General features: G+C 73.5%; 24 protein-coding genes and 2 pseudogenes. 18 read left to right on the top strand and 8 right to left on the bottom strand.

The annotated features are described in order from the left end of the window. The first annotated feature begins 19 nt into the window (after window positions 1-19). On the top strand, window positions 20-1,378 hold the full coding sequence (locus ACIPFH_RS07160; RefSeq protein WP_401824024.1) for a GH1 family beta-glucosidase: 1,359 nt from the start codon (window positions 20-22) through the stop codon (window positions 1,376-1,378). A 373-nt stretch (window positions 1,379-1,751) separates the two neighbouring features. Continuing rightward, window positions 1,752-1,952, top strand: coding sequence for an alpha/beta fold hydrolase (locus ACIPFH_RS07155; protein ID WP_401824022.1), 201 nt, complete (start codon window positions 1,752-1,754; stop codon window positions 1,950-1,952). Window positions 1,953-2,069: 117 nt separating this feature from the next. On the opposite strand, the gene ACIPFH_RS07150 is transcribed toward ACIPFH_RS07155, so the two are convergent. Continuing rightward, window positions 2,070-2,462, bottom strand: coding sequence for an SCO5389 family protein (locus ACIPFH_RS07150; protein ID WP_359126764.1), 393 nt, complete (start codon window positions 2,460-2,462; stop codon window positions 2,070-2,072). Window positions 2,463-2,631: 169 nt separating this feature from the next. Continuing rightward, a complete protein-coding gene (locus ACIPFH_RS07145; protein ID WP_401824019.1) occupies window positions 2,632-3,585 on the bottom strand; it encodes an ArsA-related P-loop ATPase in 954 nt (317 codons plus the stop codon). 127 nt (window positions 3,586-3,712) lie between these two features. Between ACIPFH_RS07145 and ACIPFH_RS07140 the strand changes: the two genes are divergently transcribed. The 6 genes and pseudogenes from ACIPFH_RS07140 to ACIPFH_RS07115 all read left to right on the top strand — a co-directional run bounded on the left by ACIPFH_RS07140 (window position 3,713) and on the right by ACIPFH_RS07115 (window position 9,776). Next, complete coding sequence (locus tag ACIPFH_RS07140) at window positions 3,713-4,336, top strand: GNAT family N-acetyltransferase (protein WP_401824017.1); 624 nt, start codon at window positions 3,713-3,715, stop codon at window positions 4,334-4,336. Window positions 4,337-4,340: 4 nt separating this feature from the next. Next, on the top strand, window positions 4,341-5,852 hold the full coding sequence (locus ACIPFH_RS07135) for an ABC transporter substrate-binding protein (RefSeq protein WP_401824016.1): 1,512 nt from the start codon (window positions 4,341-4,343) through the stop codon (window positions 5,850-5,852). Window positions 5,853-5,856: 4 nt separating this feature from the next. Beyond that, entirely contained in the window at window positions 5,857-7,650 is a 1,794-nt protein-coding gene (locus tag ACIPFH_RS07130) for an ABC transporter permease subunit (RefSeq protein WP_401824014.1), read from the top strand. 47 nt (window positions 7,651-7,697) lie between these two features. Next, window positions 7,698-8,255 (top strand): annotated as a pseudogene (locus ACIPFH_RS07125) (MFS transporter); the annotation flags it as partial. A 106-nt stretch (window positions 8,256-8,361) separates the two neighbouring features. Further along, the gene (locus tag ACIPFH_RS07120; protein WP_401824013.1) at window positions 8,362-8,967 is read left to right on the top strand and encodes a hypothetical protein; all 606 of its coding nucleotides are present in this window, start codon (window positions 8,362-8,364) and stop codon (window positions 8,965-8,967) included. A 56-nt stretch (window positions 8,968-9,023) separates the two neighbouring features. Continuing rightward, window positions 9,024-9,776 (top strand): YcnI family protein, encoded by a 753-nt coding sequence (locus tag ACIPFH_RS07115; RefSeq protein WP_401824011.1) that lies wholly within the window; start codon window positions 9,024-9,026, stop codon window positions 9,774-9,776. A gap of 74 nt (window positions 9,777-9,850) precedes the next feature. On the opposite strand, the gene ACIPFH_RS07110 is transcribed toward ACIPFH_RS07115, so the two are convergent. Further along, a complete protein-coding gene (locus ACIPFH_RS07110; RefSeq protein ID WP_401824009.1) occupies window positions 9,851-10,606 on the bottom strand; it encodes a CDP-alcohol phosphatidyltransferase family protein in 756 nt (251 codons plus the stop codon). Between the two features lie 108 nt (window positions 10,607-10,714). Between ACIPFH_RS07110 and ACIPFH_RS07105 the strand changes: the two genes are divergently transcribed. From ACIPFH_RS07105 to ACIPFH_RS07085, 5 genes and pseudogenes are all read left to right on the top strand, one after another. Further along, window positions 10,715-11,704, top strand: coding sequence for a zinc-binding alcohol dehydrogenase (locus ACIPFH_RS07105; protein ID WP_401824007.1), 990 nt, complete (start codon window positions 10,715-10,717; stop codon window positions 11,702-11,704). A 111-nt stretch (window positions 11,705-11,815) separates the two neighbouring features. Continuing rightward, window positions 11,816-12,214 carry a 6-carboxytetrahydropterin synthase gene (locus ACIPFH_RS07100; protein WP_020125703.1) on the top strand — a complete coding sequence of 133 codons (399 nt, stop codon included), beginning with the start codon at window positions 11,816-11,818 and terminating at the stop codon, window positions 12,212-12,214. Then, complete coding sequence (locus tag ACIPFH_RS07095) at window positions 12,211-13,407, top strand: glycosyltransferase family 4 protein (protein WP_401824006.1); 1,197 nt, start codon at window positions 12,211-12,213, stop codon at window positions 13,405-13,407. The genes ACIPFH_RS07100 and ACIPFH_RS07095 overlap by 4 nt, the downstream gene beginning before the upstream one ends. Further along, a complete protein-coding gene (locus tag ACIPFH_RS07090; RefSeq protein ID WP_401824004.1) occupies window positions 13,404-14,597 on the top strand; it encodes a trans-aconitate methyltransferase in 1,194 nt (397 codons plus the stop codon). Before ACIPFH_RS07095 ends, ACIPFH_RS07090 begins: the two co-directional genes overlap by 4 nt. Then, window positions 14,597-15,610, top strand: a pseudogene (locus tag ACIPFH_RS07085) (YbhN family protein); the annotation flags it as partial. The gene ACIPFH_RS07090 and the pseudogene ACIPFH_RS07085, both read left to right, overlap by 1 nt. Before the next feature lie 143 nt (window positions 15,611-15,753). Here ACIPFH_RS07085 and ACIPFH_RS07080 read toward each other — a convergent pair. After that, window positions 15,754-16,626, bottom strand: a complete 873-nt coding sequence (locus ACIPFH_RS07080; protein WP_401824002.1) for a creatininase family protein — start codon at window positions 16,624-16,626, stop codon at window positions 15,754-15,756. Window positions 16,627-16,664: 38 nt separating this feature from the next. On the opposite strand from ACIPFH_RS07080, the gene ribA reads away from it, so the two are divergent. From ribA to ACIPFH_RS07060, 4 genes are all read left to right on the top strand, one after another. After that, window positions 16,665-17,324 (top strand): GTP cyclohydrolase II, encoded by a 660-nt coding sequence (gene ribA, locus ACIPFH_RS07075; RefSeq protein ID WP_401824000.1) that lies wholly within the window; start codon window positions 16,665-16,667, stop codon window positions 17,322-17,324. Between the two features lie 109 nt (window positions 17,325-17,433). Next, window positions 17,434-18,579, top strand: a complete 1,146-nt coding sequence (locus tag ACIPFH_RS07070; protein ID WP_401823998.1) for an NAD(P)/FAD-dependent oxidoreductase — start codon at window positions 17,434-17,436, stop codon at window positions 18,577-18,579. After that, complete coding sequence (locus tag ACIPFH_RS07065; protein ID WP_401823996.1) at window positions 18,576-19,637, top strand: saccharopine dehydrogenase; 1,062 nt, start codon at window positions 18,576-18,578, stop codon at window positions 19,635-19,637. The genes ACIPFH_RS07070 and ACIPFH_RS07065 overlap by 4 nt, the downstream gene beginning before the upstream one ends. Beyond that, window positions 19,630-20,835 (top strand): saccharopine dehydrogenase family protein, encoded by a 1,206-nt coding sequence (locus ACIPFH_RS07060; RefSeq protein ID WP_401823994.1) that lies wholly within the window; start codon window positions 19,630-19,632, stop codon window positions 20,833-20,835. The genes ACIPFH_RS07065 and ACIPFH_RS07060 overlap by 8 nt, the downstream gene beginning before the upstream one ends. A gap of 44 nt (window positions 20,836-20,879) precedes the next feature. Here the strand turns inward: ACIPFH_RS07060 and ACIPFH_RS07055 are convergent, their stop codons facing one another. Genes ACIPFH_RS07055 through ACIPFH_RS07045 form a run of 3 tightly spaced genes read right to left on the bottom strand, consistent with a single transcriptional unit; the run spans window position 20,880 to window position 24,186 of the window. Continuing rightward, entirely contained in the window at window positions 20,880-22,112 is a 1,233-nt protein-coding gene (locus ACIPFH_RS07055) for a serine hydrolase domain-containing protein (protein ID WP_401823992.1), read from the bottom strand. 59 nt (window positions 22,113-22,171) lie between these two features. Beyond that, window positions 22,172-23,536 (bottom strand): MFS transporter, encoded by a 1,365-nt coding sequence (locus ACIPFH_RS07050; RefSeq protein WP_401825080.1) that lies wholly within the window; start codon window positions 23,534-23,536, stop codon window positions 22,172-22,174. A 53-nt stretch (window positions 23,537-23,589) separates the two neighbouring features. Further along, a complete protein-coding gene (locus tag ACIPFH_RS07045; protein WP_401823990.1) occupies window positions 23,590-24,186 on the bottom strand; it encodes a TetR/AcrR family transcriptional regulator in 597 nt (198 codons plus the stop codon). 119 nt (window positions 24,187-24,305) lie between these two features. Here ACIPFH_RS07045 and ACIPFH_RS07040 point away from each other — a divergent pair, with 119 nt between their 5' ends. After that, the gene (locus ACIPFH_RS07040; protein WP_401823988.1) at window positions 24,306-24,755 is read left to right on the top strand and encodes a PPOX class F420-dependent oxidoreductase; all 450 of its coding nucleotides are present in this window, start codon (window positions 24,306-24,308) and stop codon (window positions 24,753-24,755) included. On the opposite strand, the gene ACIPFH_RS07035 is transcribed toward ACIPFH_RS07040, so the two are convergent. After that, on the bottom strand, window positions 24,752-25,774 hold the full coding sequence (locus tag ACIPFH_RS07035; RefSeq protein WP_401825078.1) for an NAD(P)-dependent oxidoreductase: 1,023 nt from the start codon (window positions 25,772-25,774) through the stop codon (window positions 24,752-24,754). The genes ACIPFH_RS07040 and ACIPFH_RS07035 overlap by 4 nt on opposite strands. Window positions 25,775-25,786 lie beyond the last annotated feature (12 nt).

Here is a 25,786-nt window from a genome sequence, read left to right as displayed (position 1 = left end):
CGATCCCGAAGGGACTTCAGTGACCATCGACCTCGCCGCCCTGCCCCAGGACTTCCTCTGGGGAACCGCCACCTCGGCGTACCAGATCGAGGGAGCCGTGGCGGAGGACGGCCGTTCGCCGTCGATCTGGGACACCTTCTCGCACACTCCAGGAAAGATCGCCGGTGACGACCACGGGGACGTCGCCTGCGACCACTACCACCGCTGGCGCGAGGACATCGGCCTGATGCGCCGGCTCGGCGCCAACGCCTATCGGCTGTCGATCTCATGGCCACGTGTGATGCCGGGCGGCGACGGTCCGGTGAACCCCAAGGGCCTCGGCTTCTACGACAAGTTGATCGACGGCCTGCTGGAGGCGGGCATCACCCCCTCCGTCACCCTCTACCACTGGGACCTTCCGCAGGTGCTCCAGGACCGCGGCGGCTGGCCCGAGCGGGACACCGCCGAGCACTTCGCCGCGTACGCCTCGGTCGTCGCCGAACGGCTCGGCGACCGCGTCACCCACTGGGCCACCCTGAACGAACCCCTGTGCTCGGCCTGGATCGGCCACCTCGAAGGCAAGATGGCCCCCGGCCTCACGGATCTGACGGCGGCGGTCCGCGCCTCCTACCACCTCCTTCTCGGCCACGGACTCGCCGTCCAGGCCATCCGGGCGGCGGTCCCGCACGCCGAGATCGGCATCGTCAACAACCTCTCCACCGTCCACCCCGCCACCGACCGTCCCGAGGACATCGCCGCCGCCCACCGCATGGACGGCCACACCAACCGCTGGTGGCTCGACCCGGTGCACGGCTGCGGCTTCCCTGCCGACATGAGGGAGGTGTACGGCGTCGAACTCCCTGAACAACCAGGCGACTTGACGACAATCTCCGCGCCGCTGGACTGGCTGGGCCTGAACTACTACTTCCCGGCCACGGTGAGCGACGACCCCGAAGGGCCCGCCCCGCACGCCCGTCCCGTCCGCCGAACCGGCGTCCCGCGCACCGGCATGGACTGGGAGGTCGACCCGAGCGGCATCGAGACACTGCTGCTGCGCCTGACCGACGAGTACGGCGCGCGTCGGCTGTACGTCACGGAAAACGGTTCCGCGTACCCGGACGCCGTCCGCCCCGACGGCACCGTCGACGACCCCGAGCGCCAGGCCTACCTGACCGGCCACCTCGCCGCCTGCGCCTCCGCGGCCCGCAAGGGCGCCCCCTTGGCCGGCTACTTCGCCTGGTCCCTGCTGGACAACTTCGAGTGGGCGTACGGCTACGACAAGCGCTTCGGCCTCGTCCACGTCGACTACCCCACCCAGACCCGCACGATCAAGGGCACCGGACGCCACTACGCGGAGATCATCCGCAGCCATCGGGAGGGGGTGGCCAAGGCCGCCTGAGGCCGCGGGGCACGGCGGGCGCGGGCGCGGGAGCCCGCGCCCGTCATGCCGGAGCGGGGAAACGGCGTGCGGTCGGGGCAGGTGTCGGGCGGTGCGAAATCTGCTTGTTCCGTCCCCACGGCCCTGAAACGCTCGCGCTCATGGTCACTTTCGCCGCCCCCGACGGAACCCGCCTCGCCTGTCACGAGTCGGGAGACGGCTCTCCTCTGGTCTGTCTGCCCGGCGGCCCCATGCAGTCCGTCGCCTACCTCGGGAATCTGGGCGGGCTCACCTCCCACCACCGGCTGATCGGACTGGATCCGAGGGGTACGGGGGAGTTGGCGACCCCGGAGGACGGGACGTCGTACCGCTGTGATCGGCGGGGGACCGGCGGGTGGCGGCGGTCCTTCTCCTCGCCGGCCAGTGGGACCTGGCGGCTCCGCCGCGGGTCATGAGGGAGTTCGCCGGACTGTTCCCGAGGAGCGAACTCACCGTGCAGCCGGGCGCGGGACACTTCCCCTGGCGGGACGACGCCGCGGAATTCGTGGCGAGCGTGAAGGGCTTCCTGGGCGGGTCCGTCCGACCCTTTCCGTAGTCGGCCTGGGAATGGGGGAGGGGGAGCGGTCGGCTCGACGGACCTGTGCCGACCGCCGCCGGTGCCGCCGACACGAGGTCGGAGACGGTTTCGGCGACGGCGTCGACAACAGGTCGATCAGCAGTCCCGCAGCTCCGCCGACTGGTTCAGCACCTGCGCCCGCGTGGACGTGAACCGCTGGTACGTCTCGCCGCCCCGTGCCCCCGGGCGGAAGGCCGCGACCCGGTGGCAGTTCTGGAAGGCGAGGGTCACGTCGAAGTGGCGTTCCAGGCTGCCTCGGATGGCGTCGCTGGCGAGGGCGCGCAGGAGTTGGCCGCGCTCCTGCTCGGACGGGGGAGGCGTCTGGTTGTCGGTGAACTCGCCGGTACCGGCGTGCAGTCCGGTGGCGAGGGAGGCGATGAGGTCGTAGGCGTAGGGGAGGGACGTGCGGACGGTGTCCACGAAATCCTCCTCGCGGATGTCGCCGGCTTCGGCCTCGGAGAGGAGCTTCGGGGAGACGTCGAGAGACATGGGTGTCCTGTTCGCGTGGAGTGAGAGGGGTGGGCGGAGGCAGACGCCCCCCTTGAGGAAGCGGGGGCGCTGGCCGGGGGGAGAGAGGGGGGCGCCCGCCTCAGGGAGGGGAGGGCGCGGGGCACAGAGAGGGGGGCGCCCGCCTCAAGGAGGGGAGGGCGCGGGGCGCTCAGGTCAGTGATGCCGGGCCCGGGACGAAGTCCGGGTCGACCTGCGCCGCCAGGTCCTGGCCCGTGGCCTCGTTGGCCCAGGAGCGGGCGTTGCGGAGGTGGAAGTCCACGGCGTGACGGTGGAGCACCGGCCAGTTCTTCTCGCGGGCGTCGACCGTCTCGCGCAGGAGGTTGAGGGCGTGGCGGTTGACGTCTTCCAACTCGCCCTGGGGAGAGCCCCGTTCGGCCGCGCGGACCCAGGGGGAGAGGATGAGGTGGGTGAGGAGGTCGTCGCCGACCTCCTCCTTGAGGAAGAGCAGATCGTCCTCGCCGGTCACCTTGTTGCCGACCACGGCGAGCGGGATGCCGAACTCCCGGGCGTGATCGCGGTACTGGCGGTAGACGGAGACGCCCTTGCGGGTGGGTTCGGCCACCAGGAACGTCATGTCGAAGCGGGTGAACAGGCCGGAGGCGAAGGCGTCGGCGCCGGCCGTCATGTCCATCACCAGGTATTCGCCCGGGCCGTCCACCAGGTGGCTCAGATAGAGCTCCACCGCGCCCAGCTTGGAGTGGTAGCAGGCCACTCCCAGGTCGCTCTCGTCGAACTCGCCCGTCACCATCGACGGCACGCCGCCGACCCGCTGGACGTGGCGCGTGTGCAGTTCGTCGTCTCCCAGCAGGCGCAGCAGCCGGGAGCCGCGCCCGGGCGGGGTCGTCTTGACCATCGCCTCGCGGGAGGCGATCCGCGGGTTGGTGCCGCGCAGCAGGTCCTTGATGTCGCCCAGATGCGCGGCCAGCGGCGGGGCGGTGAAGGGCGGTGCGCCCGCCGTGGGGTCCAGGGCCTCGGACAGGTGCTGGTTGATGTCGCCGTCCACGGCCAGCACCGGTGCGCCGGAGCGCGCCAACTGCCGGGCGAACAGCGCCGACAGGGTCGTCTTGCCGCTGCCGCCCTTCCCCACGAATGCGACGCGCATCACCACACCCCCTTGTTGAAAATGAAAGTCATGTCGCTAGATTTAGGGGTGCGGCGTGATCTCTGTCAAATCCGGGAGGGGTGGTTGAGTGATCAGTCTTGATCTCCTTAATGCATATGATGTGCAAGTGCGTACCTACTGCATAAGGCCCGCGGGGCCCGAGGACCTCGACGGCGCACGGGCCGTCATGCTCGACACCGTCTACCGCGATTTCGGTACCGGTTACGTGCCCCGCTGGCACGGCGACATCATCGACCCGGCGGCCGCCTACCTCGTCCCGGACCGCCACGTCCTGCTGGTCGCGCTCGACGGCGACAGCGGTGAGGGTGGCGAGGTCGTCGCCACGGCCGCCCTGGACTCCCGTGGCCCCGCGCATCCGCCGAACCCGCGGCATGTCGCCGAGCGCTACCCCTGCGGCACGACCGCGCAACTGCGCCGCGTCTACGTCCGGCGCGAGCACCGCCGGCGCGGCCTGGCCGGACGACTGGTCGGCGAACTCCTCGCCTTCGCGGCCGCGGACGGCGGCTACCGGTCCGTCTACCTGCACACGGACCCGGCCGTGGAAGGAGCCGAGGGCTTCTGGCGGTCACTGGGCACCGTCGTCCACGACGAGCGGGAAGGGGCGACCGGCGGCCAGGGCATCGTGCACTTCGACGTCCCCCTCGATGCCCTGCTTCCGGCCTCTCCCTCGCCTTCCTCCTCCCCCTCCTCCCCCTCCTCCCGCCCCCGTCCCCGTCCCCCAGGCCGGTAACCCCATGCGCTTCCTCCGCACCCCCCGTCCTCCCCGGCTTCTCGCCGCGCTCGTCCTCACCCCGTTCCTCGCCGGCTGCTTCGCCTCCTCCGGTGGCGACGACGGTGCTGCTTCCGGCGCCGGCGACGGCTCCCGGCTGCGTGTCGCCCTCGCCTTCCCGCCCGCCGAGAACCTCTCGCCGTACGGTGCCGACGCGACGATCCTCAGCCGCCTCGGGGTCACCGAGGGGCTGACCGCCCTCGACGCCAACGGTGCCGCCGCGCCCGCACTCGCCGCCTCCTGGCGCCGCGAGGACGACCGCACCTGGCTGTTCACCCTGCGCGAAGCCGGCTTCCAGGACGGCACGGACGTCACGCCCGCCACCGTCGCCGCCTCCCTCACGCACGCCACCGAGGCCGCGCCGGCCCCGGCCGCCCTCTCCGGCGTCACCCTCACGGCGAAGGCGGAGGGCGGCACCGGCGTACGCGTCACCACCGCTGCTCCCGACCCGGTCCTGCCTCTGCGCCTGTCCAGCCCCGGCCTCGCCGTGCTCTCCCCGAAGGCCTACGAGAAGCAGGGCGCCGTCGACCCCGTCGGCACCGCCACCGGACCCTTCGAACTCACCGAGGTCGCCGGCGCCACCGCCGCCGGCCTCGACCGTTTCGACGACTACTGGGGCGGTCGCGCCCAGGCCTCCGGCGTCGACGTGCGCTTCGTCGCCGACGGCACCGCCCGTGCCAACGCCCTGCGCACCGGTCAGGTCGACCTCGCCGAGGCGATACCCGTCTCCCAGGCCGCCACCCTCGATGCGGACACCCGCCGTGAGACCGCCACGACCCGCACCACCAGCCTGCTGCTCAACGTGAAGTCGGGTGTCTTCAAGGATCCGGCTCTGCGGGCCGCCGCGCGCGCGGCCGTCGACACCTCCGCTCTCGCCAAGGGCGTCTACGAGGGTCACGCGGACGCCGGCGCCGGCCTCTACGGCCCCGCCGTCACCTGGGCCGGCGCCAAGCGCGTGCAGCCCGCCGGGCGAGCGAAGGCCGGTGCTCCCGGCGGCGCCTCCCTCACCCTCGCCACATACGACAATCGGCCCGAACTACCCGAAGTGGCCCAGGTGTTGAAGCAGCAACTGGAGAAGGCCGGTTTCGCGGTGAAGCTGGAGGTGCGGGAGTACTCGAGGCTGGAGAGCGACGCGCTGGCGGGAAGGTTCGACGCCTTCGTCGGCGCCCGAAACAGCCTCCTCGACACCGGCGACCCCGTCTCCCTCCTCGCCAGTGACTTCACCTGCGACGGCGGCTACAACCTCGCCCTGCTGTGCGACAAGTCGGTCGACCAGGCTGTCGCGAAGGCGCAGGGCGTGGCCGACACCGGCAAGCGGCAGGACGCCGCCATGGCCGTCGAGGCCGCGGTCCTCGGCACCGACGCCGTCGTCCCGCTCGTCCACCAGCGCGTCATCACCGGAGTCGGAGCCGAGGTCACCGGTGCGCTCCTCGATCCCTACGAGCGCACTCTCGTCGGCACCGGGACCCGGCGCTGACGGCATGAGGAGCAGGATGGGCGCGCTGCTGTGGCGTGCCGTGCCGCCCGCGCTGCTGGTGTGCGGCATCGGGCTGCTGCCCTGGCTGTCGCACACCGACCCGGCGCTGACCGTGTTGAAGGCACGGTCCGCCGACCGTGACGCCACACCCCAGGTTCTCGCCGACATCCGAGCCCAACTCGGACTGGTGGACGGCCCGTTGCGCCTCCTGGGGCAGTGGCTCGCGGGGTTGCCGCGCGGGGACGCCGGACGGTCGTGGATCTCCGGTGCCGATGTCCTGCCCGGCGTCCTCGATGCCCTCGGCGCGTCGCTGCTGCTGATGGTGGTGGCGTTGGCGGTCGCCCTGGCCACCGCCGCCGGCGTGTGCGCCCGCACCCTGTACCTCGGTGCCCGGCGGCGGCTGGAGGGCCGGCCCGCCGGCGGCTCCGGTTCCGCCGTGCTCGCCGCGCTGCCCGAGTTCCTCACGGCTTCCGTGCTCGCCACCGTCGTCGGTGTGCAGTGGGGATGGCTGCCCGCTCTCGGCTGGTACGGCCCGCAGTGGACGGTGCTGCCCGCCCTCGCCCTGGGCCTGCCCGCGGGTGCGGTGCTCGGACGCCTCCTCGACGACCAGCTGCCGGCCGCCTTCGCCGAGCCCTGGGCGCTGGCCGCGGCCGCGCGAGGACTGCCCGGCCGGAGCATCGTCCGCAAGGCGCTGCGCCGCTGTGTGCCCGGACTGCTGCCCAACCTCGGGCTGTTCGTGGTGGGGCTGACCGGCGGATCCGTCGCCGTGGAGCAGATCTTCGACATCCCCGGCCTCGGCCGGACCACCCTCCAGGCCGCGATCGCGCAGGACCTGCCCGTCCTCCAGGCCGGCACCCTCGTCCTCGTCGTCCTCGCGGCCGTCACCACCATCGGTGCCCGGCTCGCCGCCCGGCTGCTCATCGGCCCCGCGCTGCGCGACGGCGCATTGCATACACTCCACCGGCCATCGCCGCCGGTCCGCAGGACCCTGCCTCTTGCCTACGGTCTTCTGCTGTCCGCCGTCATCGCCCTCGGCCTGCCCCGTGATCCGCTCGCCCTCGACACCGCGGCCCGCCTCCGACCCCCCTCCGCCGCCCACCCGTTCGGAACCGACGCGCTCGGCCGGGACGTCCTCGCCCGGGTCGCGCACGGCGCCCTCGACACCCTCCTGCTCGCCCTCGCCGTCAGCTTCATCGCGCTGACGGCCGGGATGCTGCTCGGGCTGCTGCCCCGGTTGTCCGAGCCGCTCGTCGACACCGTGAACGCCGTACCGCCCGTTCTCGCCGCGCTCCTCGTCACCGCGGTCTGGGGCGGCGGAGCCGCGACGCCCGTTCTGGCGGTGGCCGTCGTGGCCTGGGCGCCGCTCGCCGCGCACACCTCCGCGCTGCTGCGGCAGGAGCGGGCCACCCTTCACCTGACCGCCACCCGCGCCCTCGGCGCAGGCCCCGGACACCTGCTGAGGAGCGAACTCCTGCCCGCCGTCCTGCCGCCCGTGGCCCGCCACGCCCTGCTGCGCCTGCCCGGCGTCGCCCTCGCCCTGGCCTCCCTCGGCTTTCTAGGGCTCGGAGCCCAGCCGCCGTCCCCCGAGTGGGGCCTGCTCCTCGCGGAGAACCAGCCCTACGCCGAACGCGCCCCCTGGGCCGTCCTCGCCCCCGCCGCCGTCCTCGCCCTCCTCGGCGCACTGTCGGTGACCGCGGCCGGCGGACTGCGACGACCGAGGCCACGGCGCACTCGTACGGCCGACCCGGCCGCCGACGAACAACCCTTCGCGCACACCGAGTTGGTGGGGGCCGCATGACGGCGACACACCTGGCCCCGCGTCGAGGCACGAAGCGGACGCTCCCGCGCTTCCTCGCGCTGTGCTGCGCGTACGGCGCCTACCTCCTCGCCTACAACCAGCTCTACCTCGCCCTGCCCGCCGAGGTGGAGCGGGCGGCCGGTTCGCAGGTGCCGCTGGCCTGGCTGTTCGCCCTGTCGTCGCTGCTGGTGGTGACCGCCCAGCTGCCGGTCACCCGGTGGGCGGGGGAGCGGATCGGCCTGCGCCGCTCGATGGCGGCCGGACTCGCGCTGATCGCCGCCGGTTTCGCCGTGGTGGCCGCCGCCCTGCCCGCCGGACGGACCGGCACGGCCGGGCTGCTGCCCGCGGCCGGCTTCGTCGTGCTGCTGACGCTGGGCCAGATGCTCGTGGCGCCCGCCGCCCGCGCCTGGGTGCCCGACCTCGCCGAGGAGGGGCGGCTCGGTCTGTACACCGGAGCGCTGTCCTCGGTCTCCGGACTGATTGTGCTGCTCGGCAGCGCGGCCACCGGTACGCCCCTGGACGCCGGACTGCCCCCGGCCGTGCCCTGGCTCCTGCTGGCCGCCGTACCGGCCGCCGCCGTCGCGCTTCTCCCCCCGAGAGCGTGACCGCGGGAGTCCGTGGAGCACGAACTCGGGAGGGCCTGGGCACGGCAGCGGGTGAACGCGGGAGCGACGGACGACGTACCCCTCGGACGTGGGAGGATCCCGCACCATGAGTGCGTCCCCGGCTGTCCGGAGTCTGCGCGCCGCGGTTTTCGCCGCGGTGTGCGTGCTGCTGGCCGCGACCGGACACGGACTCGCCACGGGTGACATGCCGCCGTTACGGGCGGACGGCGCCGGCTTCCTGGCCGTCTTCGCGGCCGGGTGGCTGCTCGGCGCCCGGGAACGCTCGCTGGCCGGGATCGGCACGGCCATGCTGGCCACTCAGTCGGGCCTGCACGTCGCCTTCGGCGCGGCCCACTCCCGGACGGCCGCGCGCGCCACGCCCGCGATGCGTACGCACCCGACGTCCGCGCACGGGACGCACCTGCACGCCCACGCCACGGCCATGACCCCGCATGCCACGGCGGCCCATGTCCTCGCCGCGCTCGCCGCCTCCTGGTGGCTGCGGCGCGGGGAGGCCGCGCTGTGGTCGCTGCTGCGCCGGGCGGTGGCGTTCCTGCCGGCCCTCGCGGCCTGGTGGCGGGGGACCCCCGTCCCGCCGCCCGTGCCGTCGATCCACCCCGCCGCCCCGGCTTCCGTCCCCGCTCGGCAGCTGCTGCTCCGCCACGCGGTGAGCCGTCGCGGCCCGCCCGCCCCGATCCCGTACGCGATCTGACCCCGAGCCGGACCCGAGCCGGACCCACACGCTTCCTGTACGGAGATCACCCACCCATGTCCACGACACACCCCGCCCTGCGCCGCGCCGGTCTCGGCACCGTGCTCGCCGCCACCGCGGTCCTCGCCGCCGCCGGAGTCGCCTCCGCGCACGTCACCGTGCACCCGGAGAGCTACGCCAAGGGCGCCACCGACGGCGTGATCAGCTTCCGGGTCCCCAACGAGGAGGACACCGCGAGCACCACCGAGGTCCAGGTCTTCCTGCCCACCGACCACCCCGTGCTGGGCGTACTGGTCCACCCGCAGGACGGCTGGACCGCGAAGGTGACCACCACCGAGCTCAGGACCCCCGTGAAGACGGACGACGGCACGATCACCGAGGCCGCCTCCGAGATCACCTGGACCGGCGGGAAGATCGGCGCCGGCCAGTACGAGGACTTCGACGTCGCCTTCGGTCAGCTCCCCGAGGACACCGGCCGGTTGACCTTCAAGACCCTCCAGACCTACTCCGACGGCAAGACCGTCCGCTGGATCGAGGAGGCGGCGGCGGGCGCGGACGAACCGGAGAACCCGGCGCCGGTCCTGAAGCTGACCGCGGCGGCGGACGGCAGCGCCGCCGACGCCTCTTCCCGGAGCACGGACAGCACCGGCAGCACGGCGAGCACCGGGAACGGCACGGCACCGGCCGCCGCCACCGACGCCGGTGACTCCACCGCCCGCGGGCTGGGTGTCGCCGGGCTGGTCGTCGGGGTCCTGGGCCTCGCGGCAGCCGCCTTCGCCGTCGTACGGACGCGCTCGACGCGGTCGTAACCGCCCGGCGACCCCACGGGGAAGGGCCCGGACCGTGAACCCGGTCCGGGCCCTTCCCCGTGGGGAGGGAGGAGCTACACGAGCTCCAGCACCTTCGCCGCCGGAGCCTGCGCCGCGATCCGCGAGGTCCGCCACAGCCACAGCACGTCCCGGCCGAAGGACCACACCAGCGAGCCCAGCGCCAGCAGTACGACGGCGAAGGTGGCCGCGTACGGCAGCAGGTCCGAGCCCGCCAGCAGCAGCAGGACGCCCTGGAGCGCGGCGACCGTCTTGCGGGCGGTGCTCGGCGGGAGCGGGGCGTTGAGCCAGGGGGCGACGCGGGCCGCGGCGACGAACACGTAGCGCATGCCGCCGATGAGGAGAACCCACGGGCCAAGCGCCATCGAGACGTACACGCTGAGCACCAGGATGAGGAACGCGTCGACCTCCATGTCGAACCGCGCGCCCAGCGCCGTCGAGGTGTTGGTGCGGCGGGCGACCTTGCCGTCGACGCCGTCGAGGATCAGGGCCACGGCCGTCAGACCGACCAGGAGCGTCACCGGCGGCGTGCTCTCGAAGGAGTCCGCGACCAGCGCGGTCACCCCGCCGACCAGGGTCGCCCGGCCGAGCGTGACCCGGTTGGCCGGGCCGAACGAGCGCAGAGCGGAGCGGTGCAGCGCCCGGGAGAGCACCGCCCAGGTGGCGATGGCGAAGACGAGACCGGTCACCCAGCCCGCCGGGCCCAGGCCGATCGCCGAGCCGAGCAGGGCCAGCAACAGGATCTGAACGCCCGCTCCCACAGCGGTCTCCTGCTGGACGAGCCTCGCGTCGTAAGTGTTGTTCAGGGCCACCGCACGTTCCTCCGGCCAGATGACAGAGATGATCAGTGCCGCGTACTGTGCGCGGACTGTGCACACCTCGGTACGTGGGCCGGTTGCCGATCGTTCAGGAGGATGCGGATGTCTGTCACCGCTCGTGCGTTCTGGGTCAGCTCTCCGGGTGAGGGAGAGATCCGCGAAGTGGTCGTTCCCGACCCGGCCGAGGGCGAGGTGCTGGTGCGCTCGCTGTGGTCGGGCGTCAGCCGTGGCACGGAGACCCTCGTCTTCCGCGGCGGGGTGCCCGAGAGCCAGCACGCGGCCATGCGGGCACCCTTCCAGGAGGGTGACTTCCCGGCGCCCGTGAAGTACGGCTACCTCAACGTCGGGGTGGTGGAGCGGGGTCCGGCGGCGCTCGTCGGGCGCACGGTCTTCTGCCTCTATCCGCACCAGACGCGGTACGTCGTCCCGGCGGCGGCCGTGACGGTCGTACCGGACTCGGTGCCCGCGCCGCGGGCCGTCCTGGCCGGCACCGTCGAGACGGCCGTCAACGCGCTGTGGGACGCGGCTCCGCTGGTCGGCGACCGGATCGCGGTGGTCGGCGGCGGCATGGTCGGCTGCTCGGTGGCCGCGCTGCTGGCCCGCTTCCCCGGCGTCCGCGTGCAGCTGGTCGACGCCGATCCGGCGCGGGCGAAGGTCGCCGAGGCGCTCGGCGTCGACTTCGCCCTCCCCGAGGACGCCCGCGACGGTCTCGACCTCGTCGTGCACGCCAGCGCCACCGAACAGGGCCTGGCCCGCTCGCTGGAGCTGCTGGCCGCCGAGGGCACCGTCCTCGAACTGAGCTGGTACGGCGACCGGAGGGTCTCCCTCCCGCTGGGCGAGGACTTCCACTCCCGGCGGCTGGTCGTCCGCAGCAGCCAGGTCGGCACGGTCTCCCCGGCCCGCCGCTCCAGCCGTACGTACGCCGACCGGCTCGCGCTCGCCCTGGAGCTGCTGGCCGACCCGGCGCTCGACGCCCTCGTCACCGGAGACAGCGCTTTCGAGGAGCTGCCGGAGGTGATGCCGAAGCTCGCGGCGGGCGAGATTCCGGCCCTGTGTCACCGTGTCCGGTACGAGCAGGAGCGCCTGACCTGAGAAAAGAGTGAGATCCGGCTGAACAGGGGGAAGCGTAGGGCCGTACTACACGGCATCCCCCGGCGGTCAACGGCCGGGGGAGCAGAGGCGCCGCACCTGGAGGGTCGTCCGTTGTTCAGTGTCACCGTCCGCGATCACATCATGATCGCCCACAGCTTCCGCGGCGAGGTCTTCGGACCCGCGCAGCGCCTGCACGGAGCCACGTTCCTGGTGGACGCCACGTTCCGCCGCGAGCAGCTGGACGACGACAACATCGTCGTCGACATCGGGCTCGCCACGCAGGAACTCGGCGCGGTGGTCAGCGAGCTGAACTACCGCAACCTCGACAACGAGCCCGATTTCGCCGGGGTCAACACCTCGACCGAGTTCCTGGCCAAGGTCGTCGCGGACCGGCTCGCGGAGCGCATCCACAAGGGCGCGCTCGGCGAGGGCGCCCGCGGCATCGCGGCCATCGCGGTCAGCCTGCACGAGTCGCACGTCGCCTGGGCGAGTTACGAGCGTGCGCTGTGACCGATGTGACCCTCGAGAAGGCCGCCGTGGCCAAGGCCCCGCTCGCGTACGTGCCCGCGCAGGCCGCGCTTCCCAAGATCGGCGGGATCATCCCCATGTCCCTGCGCTCCGTGCAGTTCGTGATGCCGGGCGGCGTCGACGACGCGGCGAACCCGAGCGGCGGCAACGCCTACGACCGGCGCCTGTGTCTGGATCTGCCCGGCTTCGGCTGGCAGGTGCACAAGCACCAGGTGTCCGGTTCCTGGCCCCGCCCGGAGGAGTCCGCCCGCGCGGAACTGACCCGGACGCTCCGTGAGTTCCCCGACGGCACGGTCGTCCTCCTCGACGGGCTCGTGGCCTGCGGGGTCCCGGAGATCATCGCCCCGGAGGCGGAGCGGCTGCGGCTCGTCGTCCTCGTCCACCTGCCGCTCGGTGACGAGCGGGGCCTCGCGCCCGAGGTGGCGGCCGAACTCGACGCCAAGGAGCGGGCCGTGCTGCGGTCCGTCCCGGCCGTCGTCGCCACCAGCGACTGGGCGGTGCGCCGCCTCGTCTCCCACCACGGACTCGCCCCGGAGCGCGTGCATGTCGCCGCCCCCGGCGCCGACATCGCCCCCCTCGCCTCCGGCACCGACGGTGTCTCGCGCCTGCTGTGCGTGGCCTCCGTGACCCCGCGCAAGGGCCAGCACCGGCTGGTGGAAGCGCTGGCCGCGGCGAGAGACCTGCCGTGGAGCTGCGTGTGCGTGGGGGGCCTCGGGCAGGACCCGGAGTATGTCGCCCACCTGCGCGGCCTCATCGCGAAGCACGGCCTGCAGGACCGGCTGGAGCTGGCGGGCCCGAAGGCCGGCGCCGAGCTCGACGCCGCCTACGCCTCCGCCGACCTGATGGTCCTCACCTCCTACGCGGAGACGTACGGCATGGCCGTCACCGAGGCGCTCGCCCGTGGCATCCCCGTCCTCGCGACGGACGTCGGCGGGCTGCCCGAGGCGGTCGGCCGCGCCCCCGACGGCGGTGTCCCCGGCATCCTCGTCCCGCCGGAGGACCCGGCCGCCCTCGCGGTCGAACTGCGCGGCTGGTTCGGCGAGGCCGATGTACGACGTCGTCTCAAGGCCGCCGCGCGGGGCCGCCGGGCGGCCCTGAACGGCTGGGCGACGACCGCCCAGAGCCTGGCCGGCGTCCTCGGCCGGCTTTCCAGCGAACCCCGGAGGGCGGCATGAGGAAGACGACGGCGACCCCGGCCGACGTGGCACGACGCGTGGGCGGCATACCGGCCCAGCCGGGCCGGAAGGAGACTGGTTCCATGGCGGAGGCCCTGGTGCCCGGCGACGGCTCCGTGACACAGGCGGCGGCTCCGGGTTCCGGCTCGGTGGCACGTGGTGTCGGCGCGGGTGCGGAGACCGTGACGCAGGCGACCGGCTCCGGTTCCGTGGCGCGGGCGGCGGCCGCCGGTGCCGGTTCCGGGGCGCACGACGGGGTCGCCGGGGCCCACGGCGGAGTACGGGACGTCATCGCCGGGGCCGGGCCGGTGGGCCCGCCCGGGGAACGGCCCACCGTGCGGCTGCGGGACGTCGGCCCGGAGGACCAGCCCCGTTACGCCCCCGAGTGGCTGGAGCTGCGCGAACCCGCCGATGCCGCCGCCCGGGCGATGGACCTGCTGGACCCGCTGCGGATCCGGCTCGCCAACCTGCCCGGACGCAGCGGGCTGGCCATCCACGACCTGGGCTGCGGCACCGGCTCCATGGGCCGCTGGCTCGCGCCCCGTCTGGACGGCGCCCAGCACTGGATCCTGCACGACCGCGACCCCTACCTCCTGCACTTCGCGGCGGTCGCCTCCCCCCGGGCGGCCGCCGACGGCACCCGGGTCACCGTCGAGACGCGGCGCGGCGACGTCGCCCGCCTCACCCCGGACGCCCTGCTGGGCGCCTCGCTGGTCACCGCCTCCGCACTGCTCGACGTCCTCACCCGTGAGGAGGTCGAGACGCTCGCCGCGGCCTGTGCGGGCGCCGGCTGCCCGGCGCTGCTGACGCTCTCGGTCGCCGGCCGCGTCGAGTTCAGCACGCCGGACCCGCTGGACGACGAGATCGCCGCCGCCTTCAACGACCACCAGCGGCGCGGCGGCCTCCTCGGCCCCGACGCGGTGACCGTCGCCTGCGAGGCGTTCGCCGCCCACGGCGCGACCGTCAAGGTGCATCCGAGCCCGTGGCGGCTCGGCCCCGAGAACGTGGGCCTGACCGCCCAGTGGCTGCGAGGCTGGGTCGGCGCGGCCGTCGAGGAGCGCCCCGCGCTGGCCGGGCGCGCCGAGGCCTACCTGACCGCCCGGCTGGCGGCCTGCGCGGCGGGCGACCTGCACGTCACCGTCCACCACAGCGACCTGCTCGCACTCGCCCGGCCGACGGGCGGGCTCTGATGAGCGCGGAGACGGTGAGCCCGCGGGTGACGGCGGCGCCGCCGGTCGTGTGGGCGCAGGGAGCGAAGGCGGTCGCACGACGGCCCCCGCGCAGCCCGTCGGTGGCCCGCACCGGCGCCGCCGTGTCCGAGGCCCGTATCGGCGTCATCGTGACCGCCCCGCGCGCGGCGAAGCCCTCCCCGTTGCGGGCCCTGCTCGGCAACCGCGCGCTGCGCACGCACATCGGGACGGTCGCCGGAGTCGCCATCCTCGGCGTGCTGCTGTGGCGGATGGGCACCGGCGTCTTCCTGGACGGGCTGCGCCGGATCGACGTGCCGACGCTGCTGGTGGCGCTCGGGGTCGGCGCGGTCACCACGGTGTTCAGCGCCTGGCGGTGGGCTCTGGTGGCCCGCGGGCTGCGCATCCGGCTGCCGCTCGGCCCGGCCGTCGCCGACTACTACCGGGCCCTGTTCCTCAACGCGGCCCTGCCCGGCGGCATCCTCGGCGACGTGCACCGCGCGGTGCGGCACGGGCAGAGTGCCGGCGACGTCGGACGAGGCGTGCGGGCCGTGGTCCTGGAGCGCACCGCGGGACAGCTCGTGCTGGCCGTGGCAGGCGTAACGGTCCTGCTGACCCTGCCCTCCCCGGTCATGCAGGACGTACGGAACATCGCCCCGCTGGTCCTGCTGGCCGGCGTGGGCGCGCTCGCCGTCGTCCTCGCCGTACGGATGAACTCCTCGGCCCCGCGTCGCGGGGGGCGGCTGCGGGCGGGCCTGGCCGAGGCGCGCGAGGGACTGCTGTCACGGCGCAACGGGCCGGGTGTCGCCGTGTCGTCGGCGATCGTGCTGGCCGGGCATCTCGGGATGTTCGTCGTGGCCGCTCGGGTCGCCGGCTCCGGCGCCTCCGTCCTCGCGCTGCTGCCGATCGCCGTCCTCGCCCTGCTCGCCATGGGCCTGCCGCTGAACGTCGGCGGCTGGGGCCCCCGCGAGGGCGTCACCGCCTGGGCGTTCGGGGCCGCCGGGCTCGGCGCGAGCACCGGTCTCGCGGTCGCCGTCGTGTACGGCGTGCTCAGCTTCGTGGCGGCGCTGCCGGGGGCGGTCGTGCTGGTCGTCCGCTGGTACGCGGGGCTGCGGGCCGGGGCCCCCGACGGCGCGGGTCCCCGGCTCGACGAGCGGCGTCACGACGACGTCGCGTCATCCGTTCCGGAGTCACCCGTTTCGAAGTCACCGGCTTCGGCGTCACGTGCTCCGGCGTCATCCGTTCCGGCCTCACCCGTTTCGGTTCCCGAAGCCGCCGGAGCCCCCGAAGCCAGCAATGAGAAATACGCGCCGAAGGAATCCGCCAGGCTCGCCAGGAGTTCCTTCCCCTTTTCCGCCGATCCCAGGGAAGGACGGCCGATGACGCCCGAATCGGTATAGGCGGACATTCCCAGCGTGAGCAGATGACGGCGGTCGTCCGCGACGAAATCGGCCGACTCATAACCGGGCCGGACGACTTCGGGGTGGGCGTGCAGCAGGATCGAGGTCTCGATCTCCCCGGCGTGCATGTCGGTGAGCAGCGAGGTCGACACCCCGGACCGCTCCAGCGCCGCCTCCCAGTCCTCCGGGGCCGGGAAGAGCGCCATCCGCTCACCGGCGGCGGAGGACTCCTGGACGACGTTGCCCAGGACGTAGTTCCCGCCGTGTCCGTTGACCAGCACCAGGGCCTCGACGCCCGAGCGGCGCAGCGACGCCGCGATGTCCCGTACCACCGCGTGAAGGGTCACGGAGGAGATGCTGACGGTTCCCGGCCAGGCCGCGTGCTCGTGCGAGCAGGCGATGGTCACCGGCGGGAGGAGGTGCACCGGGTACGCCCCGGCGATCTCCCGGGCGATGGCACAGGCGACCAGTGTGTCGGTGGCCAACGGCAGGTACGCACCGTGCTGTTCGAAGCTTCCGACGGGCAGGACCGCCACCTGTGCCGAGACATCGGCGCCCCGGGTCCGCACGTCTTCGGTAGTGTCCGTCGGCACCAGTCCGTACGCCGCCGACCGTATTTCCGCACCACTCATTTCTTCCCGGCCCTTCGTCTCTGCTTAGGAACCAGATCATGACAGAAAAAATTGGCGTACTCGGCACGAAGACCCCGCAGCGCACCGGTGTGGAACGCGTGGTGAATGCCCCCTTGCCCACCGTGTACGGGAAATTCCAGGCGATCGGCTACATGGACCATGACCGCGGTGACGAGCAAGTCGCCCTGGTCTACGGAGAGATCGGCACCGAGGACGTCCTGACCCGGCTGCACTCCGAGTGCCTGACCGGCGACGCGTTCGGTTCCCAGCACTGCGAGTGCGGCGACCAGTTGGCGTCCGCGCTGCGGGCTGTCGTCTCGGAGGGCCGCGGCATCGTCGTCTATCTGCGCGGGCACGAGGGCCGGGGCATCGGGCTGCTCGGCAAGCTGCGGGCGATGGCGTTGCAGGCGGAGGGCCTGGACACGGTCGAGGCGAACGTGGCGCTCGGCTTCCCGGTCGACGCCCGCGACTACAAGGTGGCCGCCGACATCCTGCGTGACCTGGGCGTGGACTCCGTCCGCCTGATGTCGAACAACCCGCGCAAGCGCGAGGCGCTGGTGGACAACGGCATCCGGGTCGCCGAGGAGGTGCCGTTGCTGATCGAGCCGTGCGAGAACAACATCACCTATCTGCGCACCAAGCGGGAACGCCTGGACCACCGGCTGCCCCACCTGGACGCGGTGGCGCACTGGTCCTGAAGCCGCTTCGCACCGCCGCCCCGACGGGTGGGGATCGTGGCGGCCATGGCGTACGACAGCCCCGGTCCCGGCGTACGGGCCGGGGCCGCCGTGACAAGGAGCCGCCCCGGTGAACACGCATGCCTCGGTCGTAGTCATCGGCGGCGGGGTGATGGGCACGAGCATCGCCTACCACCTCGCCGCCGTCGGCGTACCCGACGTCCTGTTGGTCGAGCGCGACGAACTCGCCGCGGGTTCGACCTCGAAAGCCGCGGGCGGGGTGCGCGCCCAGTTCTCCGACGAGTTGAACATCCAGCTCGGGGCGCGCAGCCTGGAGGCGTTCGGGCGGTTCGGGGAGGAGATCGGACACGACATCGGCCTGCACCGCGTCGGCTACCTCTTCCTGCTGTCCACCCCCGAGGAGGTCGCCTCCTTCGAGGCGGGCGTGCGGCTGCAGAACGCGCTCGGCGTGCCCAGCCGGATGATCGACCCGGCCGAGGCGCGCCGCCTGTCCCCGCTGATCCGCACCGACGGGTTACGGGCGGCCGCGTTCTCGCCCGACGACGGCCACTGCACCCCCGAGGCCGTCGTCCACGGGTACGCGGCCGCCGCCCGCCGGTGCGGGGCGCGCATCCTGCGGCACACCGCCGTCACCGGCATCGAACGCCGGGGCGACACGATCACCGCCGTGCAGACCACCCTCGGCCGGATCACCACCGACACGGTGATCTGCGCGGCCGGGGCCTGGTCCCGGGGCGTCGGCGCGATGGCCGGCGTGGAGCTGCCGGTGCAGCCGCTGCGCCGCCAGATCGCGGTCACCGAACCGGTCCCCGGTCTGCCGCCGGACCTCCCCATGACCATCGACTTCACCAGCAGCCTCTACTTCCACGCCGAGGGCCCGGGGCTGCTGGTCGGGATGTCGGACCCCGACGAACGGCCGGGCTTCGCCACCGACACCCACGACCGGTGGATCCCCCGCCTCGCCGCGGCCATGGAGCGTCGCGCGCCCGCGCTCCTCGACCTGCGCCGCACGGGCGGCTGGGCGGGACTGTACGAGGTCACACCGGACCACAACGCGCTGATCGGCGAGGCGTCCTCGGTATCCCGTTTTCTGTATGCCACCGGCTTCTCCGGTCATGGCTTCCTGCAGGGACCGGCCGTCGGCGAGGTCGTCCGCGACCTCTGTATCGGCCGCGTACCCTTCGTGGACGTCACGCCCCTGAGCGCCGACCGCTTCGCGGCCGACGCCCCGCGTCCGGAGGTCAACCGCGTATGACCGAACTGCACCTGTGGTTGCGCCATGAGGCCCGCACCACCGAACGGCGCACCCCGGTCGTCCCCGACGACGCCCGCCGCCTCGTCGAGGCCGGCGTGGAACTGACCGTCGAGGACTCTCCGCAGCGCGTCTTCCCGGCGCGGGAGTACGAGGCCGTCGGCGCCCGGGTCGTCCCCGCCGGCTCCTGGGTGTCCGCGCCCCGCGACGCCGTCGTCCTGGGCCTGAAGGAACTCCCGGACGAGCCGGACCGGCTGACGCACCGCCACATCCTCTTCGGACACGCCTACAAACAACAGCCGGGCGCCGCAGCCCTGTTGCGCCGGTTCGCCGCCGGGGGAGGGGCGCTCCTGGACCTGGAGTACCTGGTCGACGACGACGGCCGTCGCCTCGCCGCGTTCGGCTTCTGGGCGGGCTACCTGGGTGCGGCCCTGGCGGTGCTCCAGCACCGGGGCAGGCTGACCGCCCCCCTGCTGCCCACCGAGAGGGGCGTATGGGACGAGGCGCTGCGTCCGGCCCCCGGCGACGGGGGGTTCACCGCCCTCGTCGTCGGCGCCCTGGGCCGTAGCGGCCGGGGCGCCCGGGCCGCGTTCGCCACCGCCGGCGTCGACCCCACCTGCTGGGACCTGGCGGAGACCGTCGACCTGGACCGCGCCGCCCTACTGGCCCACGACGTGATGGTCAACTGCGTCCTCGCCACGAGCCCGGTGCCGCCGTTCGTCCGCGAGGAGGACCTCGACGCCCCGGACCGCCGGCTGCGCACCCTCTCCGACGTCACCTGCGACGTGGGCTCGCCGCTCAACGTCCTGCCGGTGTACGACCGCACCACCGAGTGGGCGGAGCCCGTGCGCCGCCTGCGCAAGGAACCCCCGCTCGACCTGATCGCCATCGACAACCTGCCGTCCCTGCTGCCGCGCGAGTCCAGCGTCGACTTCTCCGCGGCCCTGACGCCCCAGCTGCTGGACTTCGGCGTCGGCGGATCGTGGGGCCGCTGCCTGGACCGCTTCCACCAGGCATCCCGCGAACTGGCTCTCGTGGAAGGGAAGTCGGACCGTGTCTGACCTCGTTCCGGCGACCGGTACCGTCCACTGGGTCGGCGCCGGTCTCTCCACGGGCAGTGGCCTGGCCGCCCTGTGCGAGCGCACCGACGGCGTACGGCTGTGGCACCGCACGACGGAGCGAGCGGCCGAGGCCCTCGACCGGCTGGGCCTGACCGGACGGGCCGAGCCGTGCGCGTACGGCCTCGACGCGCTCACGGCCCGGCTGGCCCCCGGGGACGTCGTGGTGTCGATGCTGCCCGCGCCCGAGCACGCGAGCCTGCTGGCGGCGTGCGTGGCCCGGCGGGCCCACTTCGCGTGTTCCAGCTACGTCTCCGACGCGGTGATGGAGCAGGTGCCGGCGGCCGCCGACGCCGGGATCGTCGTGCTCACCGAAGCCGGGCTCGACCCGGGCATCGACCATCTCTTCGCGCACAGCCTCGTCGCTCGCGCCCGGGAGGCGATCGGCGACGACACAGCGGCCTCGTACCGTCTCACCTCGTACTGCGGAGGTGTCCCGGCGGTCCCCAACGCCTTCCGTTACCGCTTCAGCTGGGCGCCGCTCGGCGTCCTCAACGCCCTGCGCTCGCCCGCGCGTTACGTCGAGGACGGCACCGAGATCGTGGCCGACCGGCCCTGGGAGGCGACGCGCGGACACCTCGTCGACGGCGAGAACTTCGAGGTCTATCCCAACCGTGACAGCGTCCCGTTCATCGAGCAGTACGGGCTGCCGCGGGCCTGGAAGGCGCGGACCTTCGTACGCGGCACCCTGCGCCTGGACGGCTGGCTGCGGGCCTGGGACACGGTCTTCGAACAGCTGACGGCGGGCGACGACACCCGGATCGCCGCGCTGGCTCAGGAGTTGGCGGCGGCCCACCCCACCACGGAGACCGATCGCGACCGCGTGGTCCTCGCCGTGTCGCTGGAGGTGCACGTGCCCGGTGGCGACAGCGGCGGCAGGGACGAAGGCGGCGGCAGCGGTGAAGGCGTCGGCAACGGCACTACCTGGTCCGGGAGTTACCTCCTGGACCTGAAGGGCGGCGAGGAGGAGAGCGCGATGGCACGCTGCGTCTCCCGGCCGCTCGCCCTGGGCGTCCGGCACATCATGGACGGCTCCCTGTCGCCCGGGCTGAGCCGGGCGGCCGAGACGGCGACGCGCTCCGAGGAGTGGCTCCGTGAACTCGGGGATCAGGGGCTCGACTTCACGTTGCGGATCGAATAGAGCCGACCGACCGAATGCTGACGGCCAGGCGTCGGCCGACCCGGTCAGGACGTGACTGACTCGTGGATCAGCCGCTTGAGTTCGGGGTAGAGCTTCAGAGACCTCCTCGGCCTCAACTGGGTCAGGAACTGGACGCTCAGATCGCGGCTCGGGTCGACCCAGAACGTCGTGGTGGCGACACCGCTCCAGCCGTAGGTGCCGAGGCCGCCGGGGGCCTGCGTGCGGCTCGGATCGGTGACCACGGAGACACCCAGGCCGAAGCCGACGCCGTCGTTGCCGGGTTCGTCGTGGGCGGGGCGGCTGCCGAAGGAGCGCAGGTCGGCGCCGCCGGGGAGGTGGTTGCGGGTCATCAGGTCGACGGTCTCGGGCGCGAGCAGCCGGACGCCGTCGAGCTCGCCGCGGCGGCGCAGCAGCTCGCTGAACCGGTGGATGTCGTACGCGGTCGCCACCATGCCGCCGCTTCCCGAGAGGAACCGGGGGCGGCCGAACAGCGGCAGGCCCGGGATCCGCTCGATGCCGCTGCCGTCGCCGCTGTCGCCGTACAGTTCCGCCAGCCGGCCGGCCTGTTCGTCGGTGACCTGGAAGCCGGCGTCGGGCATGCCGAGCGGGCGGAAGATCCGCTCGGCGAGGAACTCGTCCAGCGGCCGGCCGGAGACGACCTCGATGATCCGGCCCAGGACGTTCGTGGCCACCGAGTAGTTCCACTGCGTGCCCGGCTCGAACTGGAGCGGCAGTCGCGCGTATGCCTCGACCGTGCCGGCCAGGTCCGAGCCCGGCAGCACCGCCGACTCCAGCCCGGCCTCGCGGTACAGGGCGTCGACGGGGTGGCAGTGGTAGAAGGCGAAGGTCAGCCCCGCCGTGTGGGTCATCAGATGCTTCACGAGCAGGGGCCGGCCGGCCGGGCGGGTGGTGAGGTCGGCGCCCGAGCCGCCCGTGTACACCCGCTGGTCGGCGAAGGCGGGGAGGTGGTCGGCGACCGGGTCGTCCAGGCCCAGCCGGCCCTCCTCGACCAGTATCAGCGCGGCGACCGAGGTGACCGGCTTGGTCATCGAGTAGATCCGGTAGAGGGTGTCGGCCTCGACGGGCAGTCCGGCGGCGATGTCGCGGTGCCCGTGCGCGGTGAGGTGGGCGACCCTGCCGCCGCGGGAGACGGCCACGAGGAACCCGGGCAGGCGCCCCTCGTCGACATAGTGGGCGACATGCTGATCGAGACGGTCCAGCGCCTTCGCGTCCAGCCCGACCTCGCTCGGGTCGACCTCTTGCCGCAGCAGTGCCATCGTTCTCCTCCGGTGCGATCGTTCAAGGTGCGGTCCCGGCCTACCCCGCCCGGACGCCCTCAGACCTCATGGTCGCGCAGGGAACGCGAGTGCGGACCCCTTTCGACGTCGTGATCCGTGTGGGTTGCGTCGCTTCCACCCGCCGGGGTGCAGAGAGAAGGGGCGGGCGGGGCGGGGCGCGAAGGGCCCGGCAGCGCCCGGCAGACCGGCAGCGCCGCCGCGACCACGAACGCCAGCAGGACGAGGGGTGAGCGCGCCGCGCCGAAGTCCATGAGCACGGTCGCCGACGCCACGCCCAGCACCGGCCCCACGTTCATCGCCGTCTGCTGCAACCCGCCCGCCACCCCGGCCGACTCCGCGGGAGCCTGCCGTACGACGACATGGGTCGCCGCGACCATCACGGCGCCGAAACCGGCGCCCACCAGCGCGAACCCGGCGCAGAAGGAGAACGGCCCGGAAGCCCGGGCGAGGAGGAGCAGCCCGGCGGCGAGGACCGCCATCGCTCCCGCGACCGTGGCGCGGGCGCCGGACCGGCGCAGCAGGACGGCGGAGGCGGGCGCGGCGGCGATCAGCAGCGCGGCCAGCGGGAGGCTGAGCAGCGCGCTGTGCAGCGGGGTCAGCCCGAGGTCGTCCTGGAGGACATAGACGCAGGCCAGCAGTCCGCCGTTGAGGGCGGCCGACGCGGTGACCAGCACGCCGAGCGCCCCGCCCACCGCGGGCGGGCGCACCACCTCCGGCGGCAGCAGCGGGGAGCCGGTGCGGCGCTCGTGCCGTACGAAGGCGGCGCCGGCGAGGAGGGAGACCGGCGCCGACCACGTCATGGCGGGGAGGGTGACGAGCGCGTGCACCAGGCAGGCCAGAGCCACGGCGAGCAGCATGGCGCCTGGCAGGTCGAGCGGGACGTCGGCGGGCGGTCGCGGGCGGTCCCGGGAGGCGAGGGCGAGTGCACCGAACAGCAGCGCGGGCACGATGTTGAGGAGGAACACGGCCCGCCAGCCGAACTCCGTGGCCAGCGCCCCGCCCACCACCGGCCCGGCCGCCGCGGCCACCCCGATGGACGCGGTGCGCACGGCGATCGGCGTCCGCAGCCGCTCGGGCGGGTACGCGGCCCGCAGCATCCCCAGCGTGGCCGGCTGCAACAGCGCGCCGAACGCGCCCTGCACGACCCGCAGCGCGATCACCCAGCCGATGTCCGGCGCCAGCGCGATGCCCGCCGAGGCGGCGCCGAAGCCGAGCATGCCGAGGGCGAAGGTACGGCGGTGCCCGTAGCGGTCGCCGAGCCGCCCGGCGAACACCAGCAGCCCCGCCACCGCGACGAGATATCCGGTGCTGGTCCACTGCACCTGGGTGAACCCGGCGTGCAGGTCGCGGCGCAGGGTGGGCTGGGCGACGGTGAGCACGGTGCCGTCCAGGGCGACGACCATGGCACCGGCCACGCTGCTCGCCAGCGTCAGTGACGGCGAGGACGCGGAAGGCCTCACCGGTCGGCCGCCGGGCCGAGATGCGCGTCCAGGGCCGATCGGAGAAGGGGCGCGAAGTCGTCGTTCCCCGTGGCGAGTTGGAGGCTTCCCCAGCGCCACAGCTGGGCGATGCCGTGCAGGTTCGCCCACAGCGCGCCCGCGACGGCCCGGGCGTCGCAGCCGGGCCGGACCCGGCCGACCAGCTCCACCAGGACGCCGAACAGCGGAAGGCTGGTGTCCCGCAGCCGCAAATGCCCGCTCTCCAGCAGGTCGTGACGGAACATCAGCTCGTACATGCCGGGGTTGTCCGCCGCGAACTCCAGGTAGACGTGGGCCAGTTCGCCCAGCTGGACGCGCGGACCGGCGGCGCCGTCGCCGAGCGCCTTTGTCACCCGGGCGCCCAGCTGGGCGAAACCGCGGTGGGCGATGGCCGACAGCAGCTCCAGGTGCGTGGGGAAGTGGCGGCGGGGCGCACCGTGCGAGACGCCTGCCCGGCGGGCGATCTCCCGCAGGGTGAGCGCTCCGGCGCCCTCCCGGGAGAGCAGGTCCACGCCGACGTCGACCAGACGGGTGCGCAGATCGGGGTCCGGGTCCGGCTTGTCGGAATCACTCATGGACACTGTCTACCAGGAGTTGGTAGACAGTGTCTACGCGCGAGGGTGGACGGTGTCCATGCGTGTGCGGCGGATCGGGGCGGGGGAATGGGACCGGGGCGACACGGGTTGTGCCGGACATGACTCAGGACAGGACGCGGAACGCGCTGCTCGCACTGCTCTCCGAGGGCCGCGGCGGGGTACTGGTCACCCTCAAGCGCGACGGCCGCCCCCAGTTGTCGAACGTCTCGCACCACTACTATCCGGACGAGGGCCTGATCCGGATCTCCGTCACGGACGACCGCGCCAAGACCCGCAACCTGCGCCGTGACCCACGGGCGTCGTACCACGTCACCGCGTCCGACCACCGTGCCTACACGGTCGCCGAGGCCACCGCAGACCTCACGCCGGTCGCGAAGGACCCCTACGACAGCACCGTCGAGGAACTCGTCAGGCTCTACCGCGACGTCCAGGGCGAGCATCCCGACTGGGACGACTACCGCGCCGCCATGGTCCGCGACCACCGCCTGGTGCTGCGCCTGCGGGTGGAGCGGGCGTACGGCATCCCCAGGGGATCCGCCGACGGCTAGCCGGTGGGCCTGCCGCTGCCGTCGCGGGTGCGGGGGCTGCCGTCGCCGACAGGCGTGCTGTCGTCGCTGCGGGCTCGAAGGGCGTGCAGCACGGCGACCATGTCCGCGCCCGCATGGCCCAGCGCCACGGTCTCCTCGAACAGGGCGTGGCAGGCGTCGAGCAGCGGGGACGCCAGTCCCGACGCGCGTGCGGCCCCGGCGATCAGGCGGTTGTTCCTGAGGACGTCGAGCGCGGCGGCCTGCACGGCGAAGTCGCCCGCCAGCAGTTTGGGCGCCTTCATGCGCGAGACCCCGCTCGACAGCGGGCCCGCCGCCACGACGTCCAGGAACAGGCCCCGGTCGAGCCCCTGCCGCTCCGCGAAGTGGAACGCCTCGGTGAAGCCGGTCACCTGCGTGATCAGGAACAGGTTCACCGCGAGCTTCATCAGCAGGGCGCCGGGCGCCGGCCCGCAGCGAAACGTCTCGTGACACATCGGCGCGAGCAGCGGCCGCACGATGTCCACGGCCCCCTCCTCGCCGGCCAGCATCGCGACCAACCGCCCCTGCTCGGCCGGGACCCGTGAGCCGGAGACGGGCGCCTCGACATGGCGGCCGCCCCCCGCGCGCACGTCCGCCTCCAGCCCTCGCGAGTACTCGGGCGAGGTCGTGCCCATGGTGACGACGACGCGCCCCGCCACGCGCGCGCCGAAGTCCGGAGTGCCGCGGCCGAGGACGGCGTCGACGGCGGACCCGTCGGCCAGCATGAGGATCACGACGTCGGCGCGGGCGAACACGCCGGCGGGATCCGCCGCGACCTCGGCGCCGGCCGCGCGCAGGGTCTCGGCGGAGTCCGCCGTGCGGTTCCACACCACCAGGGGCGTTCCGGCGCGGGCCAGGCGCAGTGCCATGGGGCGGCCCATCACGCCCAGACCGATGAATCCGACCCGCATGAGGCCGCCTTCCCGCTCAGCTCTATGACAGCGGTCATAGTAGCGGCCGCTATGACGCCGGTCATAGGCTTCCTGCGACGGCGCAGCCAGGGGGCGCAGCTC

Source organism: Streptomyces sp. NPDC088157, assembly GCF_044741545.1.
Lineage (GTDB): Bacteria > Actinomycetota > Actinomycetes > Streptomycetales > Streptomycetaceae > Streptomyces.
This window is presented reverse-complemented; position numbering and strand designations above follow the sequence as displayed.

Coding starts and splice junctions, on each gene's coding strand:
- ACIPFH_RS07150 (WP_359126764.1), bottom strand. CDS start 2,462: ATGTCTCTCGACGTCTCCCCGAAGCTCCTCTCCGAGGCCGAAGCCGGC.
- ACIPFH_RS07145 (WP_401824019.1), bottom strand. CDS start 3,585: ATGCGCGTCGCATTCGTGGGGAAGGGCGGCAGCGGCAAGACGACCCTG.
- ACIPFH_RS07135 (WP_401824016.1), top strand. CDS start 4,341: ATGCGCTTCCTCCGCACCCCCCGTCCTCCCCGGCTTCTCGCCGCGCTC.
- ACIPFH_RS07130 (WP_401824014.1), top strand. CDS start 5,857: ATGAGGAGCAGGATGGGCGCGCTGCTGTGGCGTGCCGTGCCGCCCGCG.
- ACIPFH_RS07120 (WP_401824013.1), top strand. CDS start 8,362: ATGAGTGCGTCCCCGGCTGTCCGGAGTCTGCGCGCCGCGGTTTTCGCC.
- ACIPFH_RS07115 (WP_401824011.1), top strand. CDS start 9,024: ATGTCCACGACACACCCCGCCCTGCGCCGCGCCGGTCTCGGCACCGTG.
- ACIPFH_RS07105 (WP_401824007.1), top strand. CDS start 10,715: ATGTCTGTCACCGCTCGTGCGTTCTGGGTCAGCTCTCCGGGTGAGGGA.
- ACIPFH_RS07090 (WP_401824004.1), top strand. CDS start 13,404: ATGAGGAAGACGACGGCGACCCCGGCCGACGTGGCACGACGCGTGGGC.
- ACIPFH_RS07080 (WP_401824002.1), bottom strand. CDS start 16,626: ATGAGTGGTGCGGAAATACGGTCGGCGGCGTACGGACTGGTGCCGACG.
- ribA (WP_401824000.1), top strand. CDS start 16,665: ATGACAGAAAAAATTGGCGTACTCGGCACGAAGACCCCGCAGCGCACC.
- ACIPFH_RS07065 (WP_401823996.1), top strand. CDS start 18,576: ATGACCGAACTGCACCTGTGGTTGCGCCATGAGGCCCGCACCACCGAA.
- ACIPFH_RS07055 (WP_401823992.1), bottom strand. CDS start 22,112: ATGGCACTGCTGCGGCAAGAGGTCGACCCGAGCGAGGTCGGGCTGGAC.
- ACIPFH_RS07050 (WP_401825080.1), bottom strand. CDS start 23,536: ATGGTCGTCGCCCTGGACGGCACCGTGCTCACCGTCGCCCAGCCCACC.
- ACIPFH_RS07045 (WP_401823990.1), bottom strand. CDS start 24,186: ATGAGTGATTCCGACAAGCCGGACCCGGACCCCGATCTGCGCACCCGT.
- ACIPFH_RS07040 (WP_401823988.1), top strand. CDS start 24,306: ATGACTCAGGACAGGACGCGGAACGCGCTGCTCGCACTGCTCTCCGAG.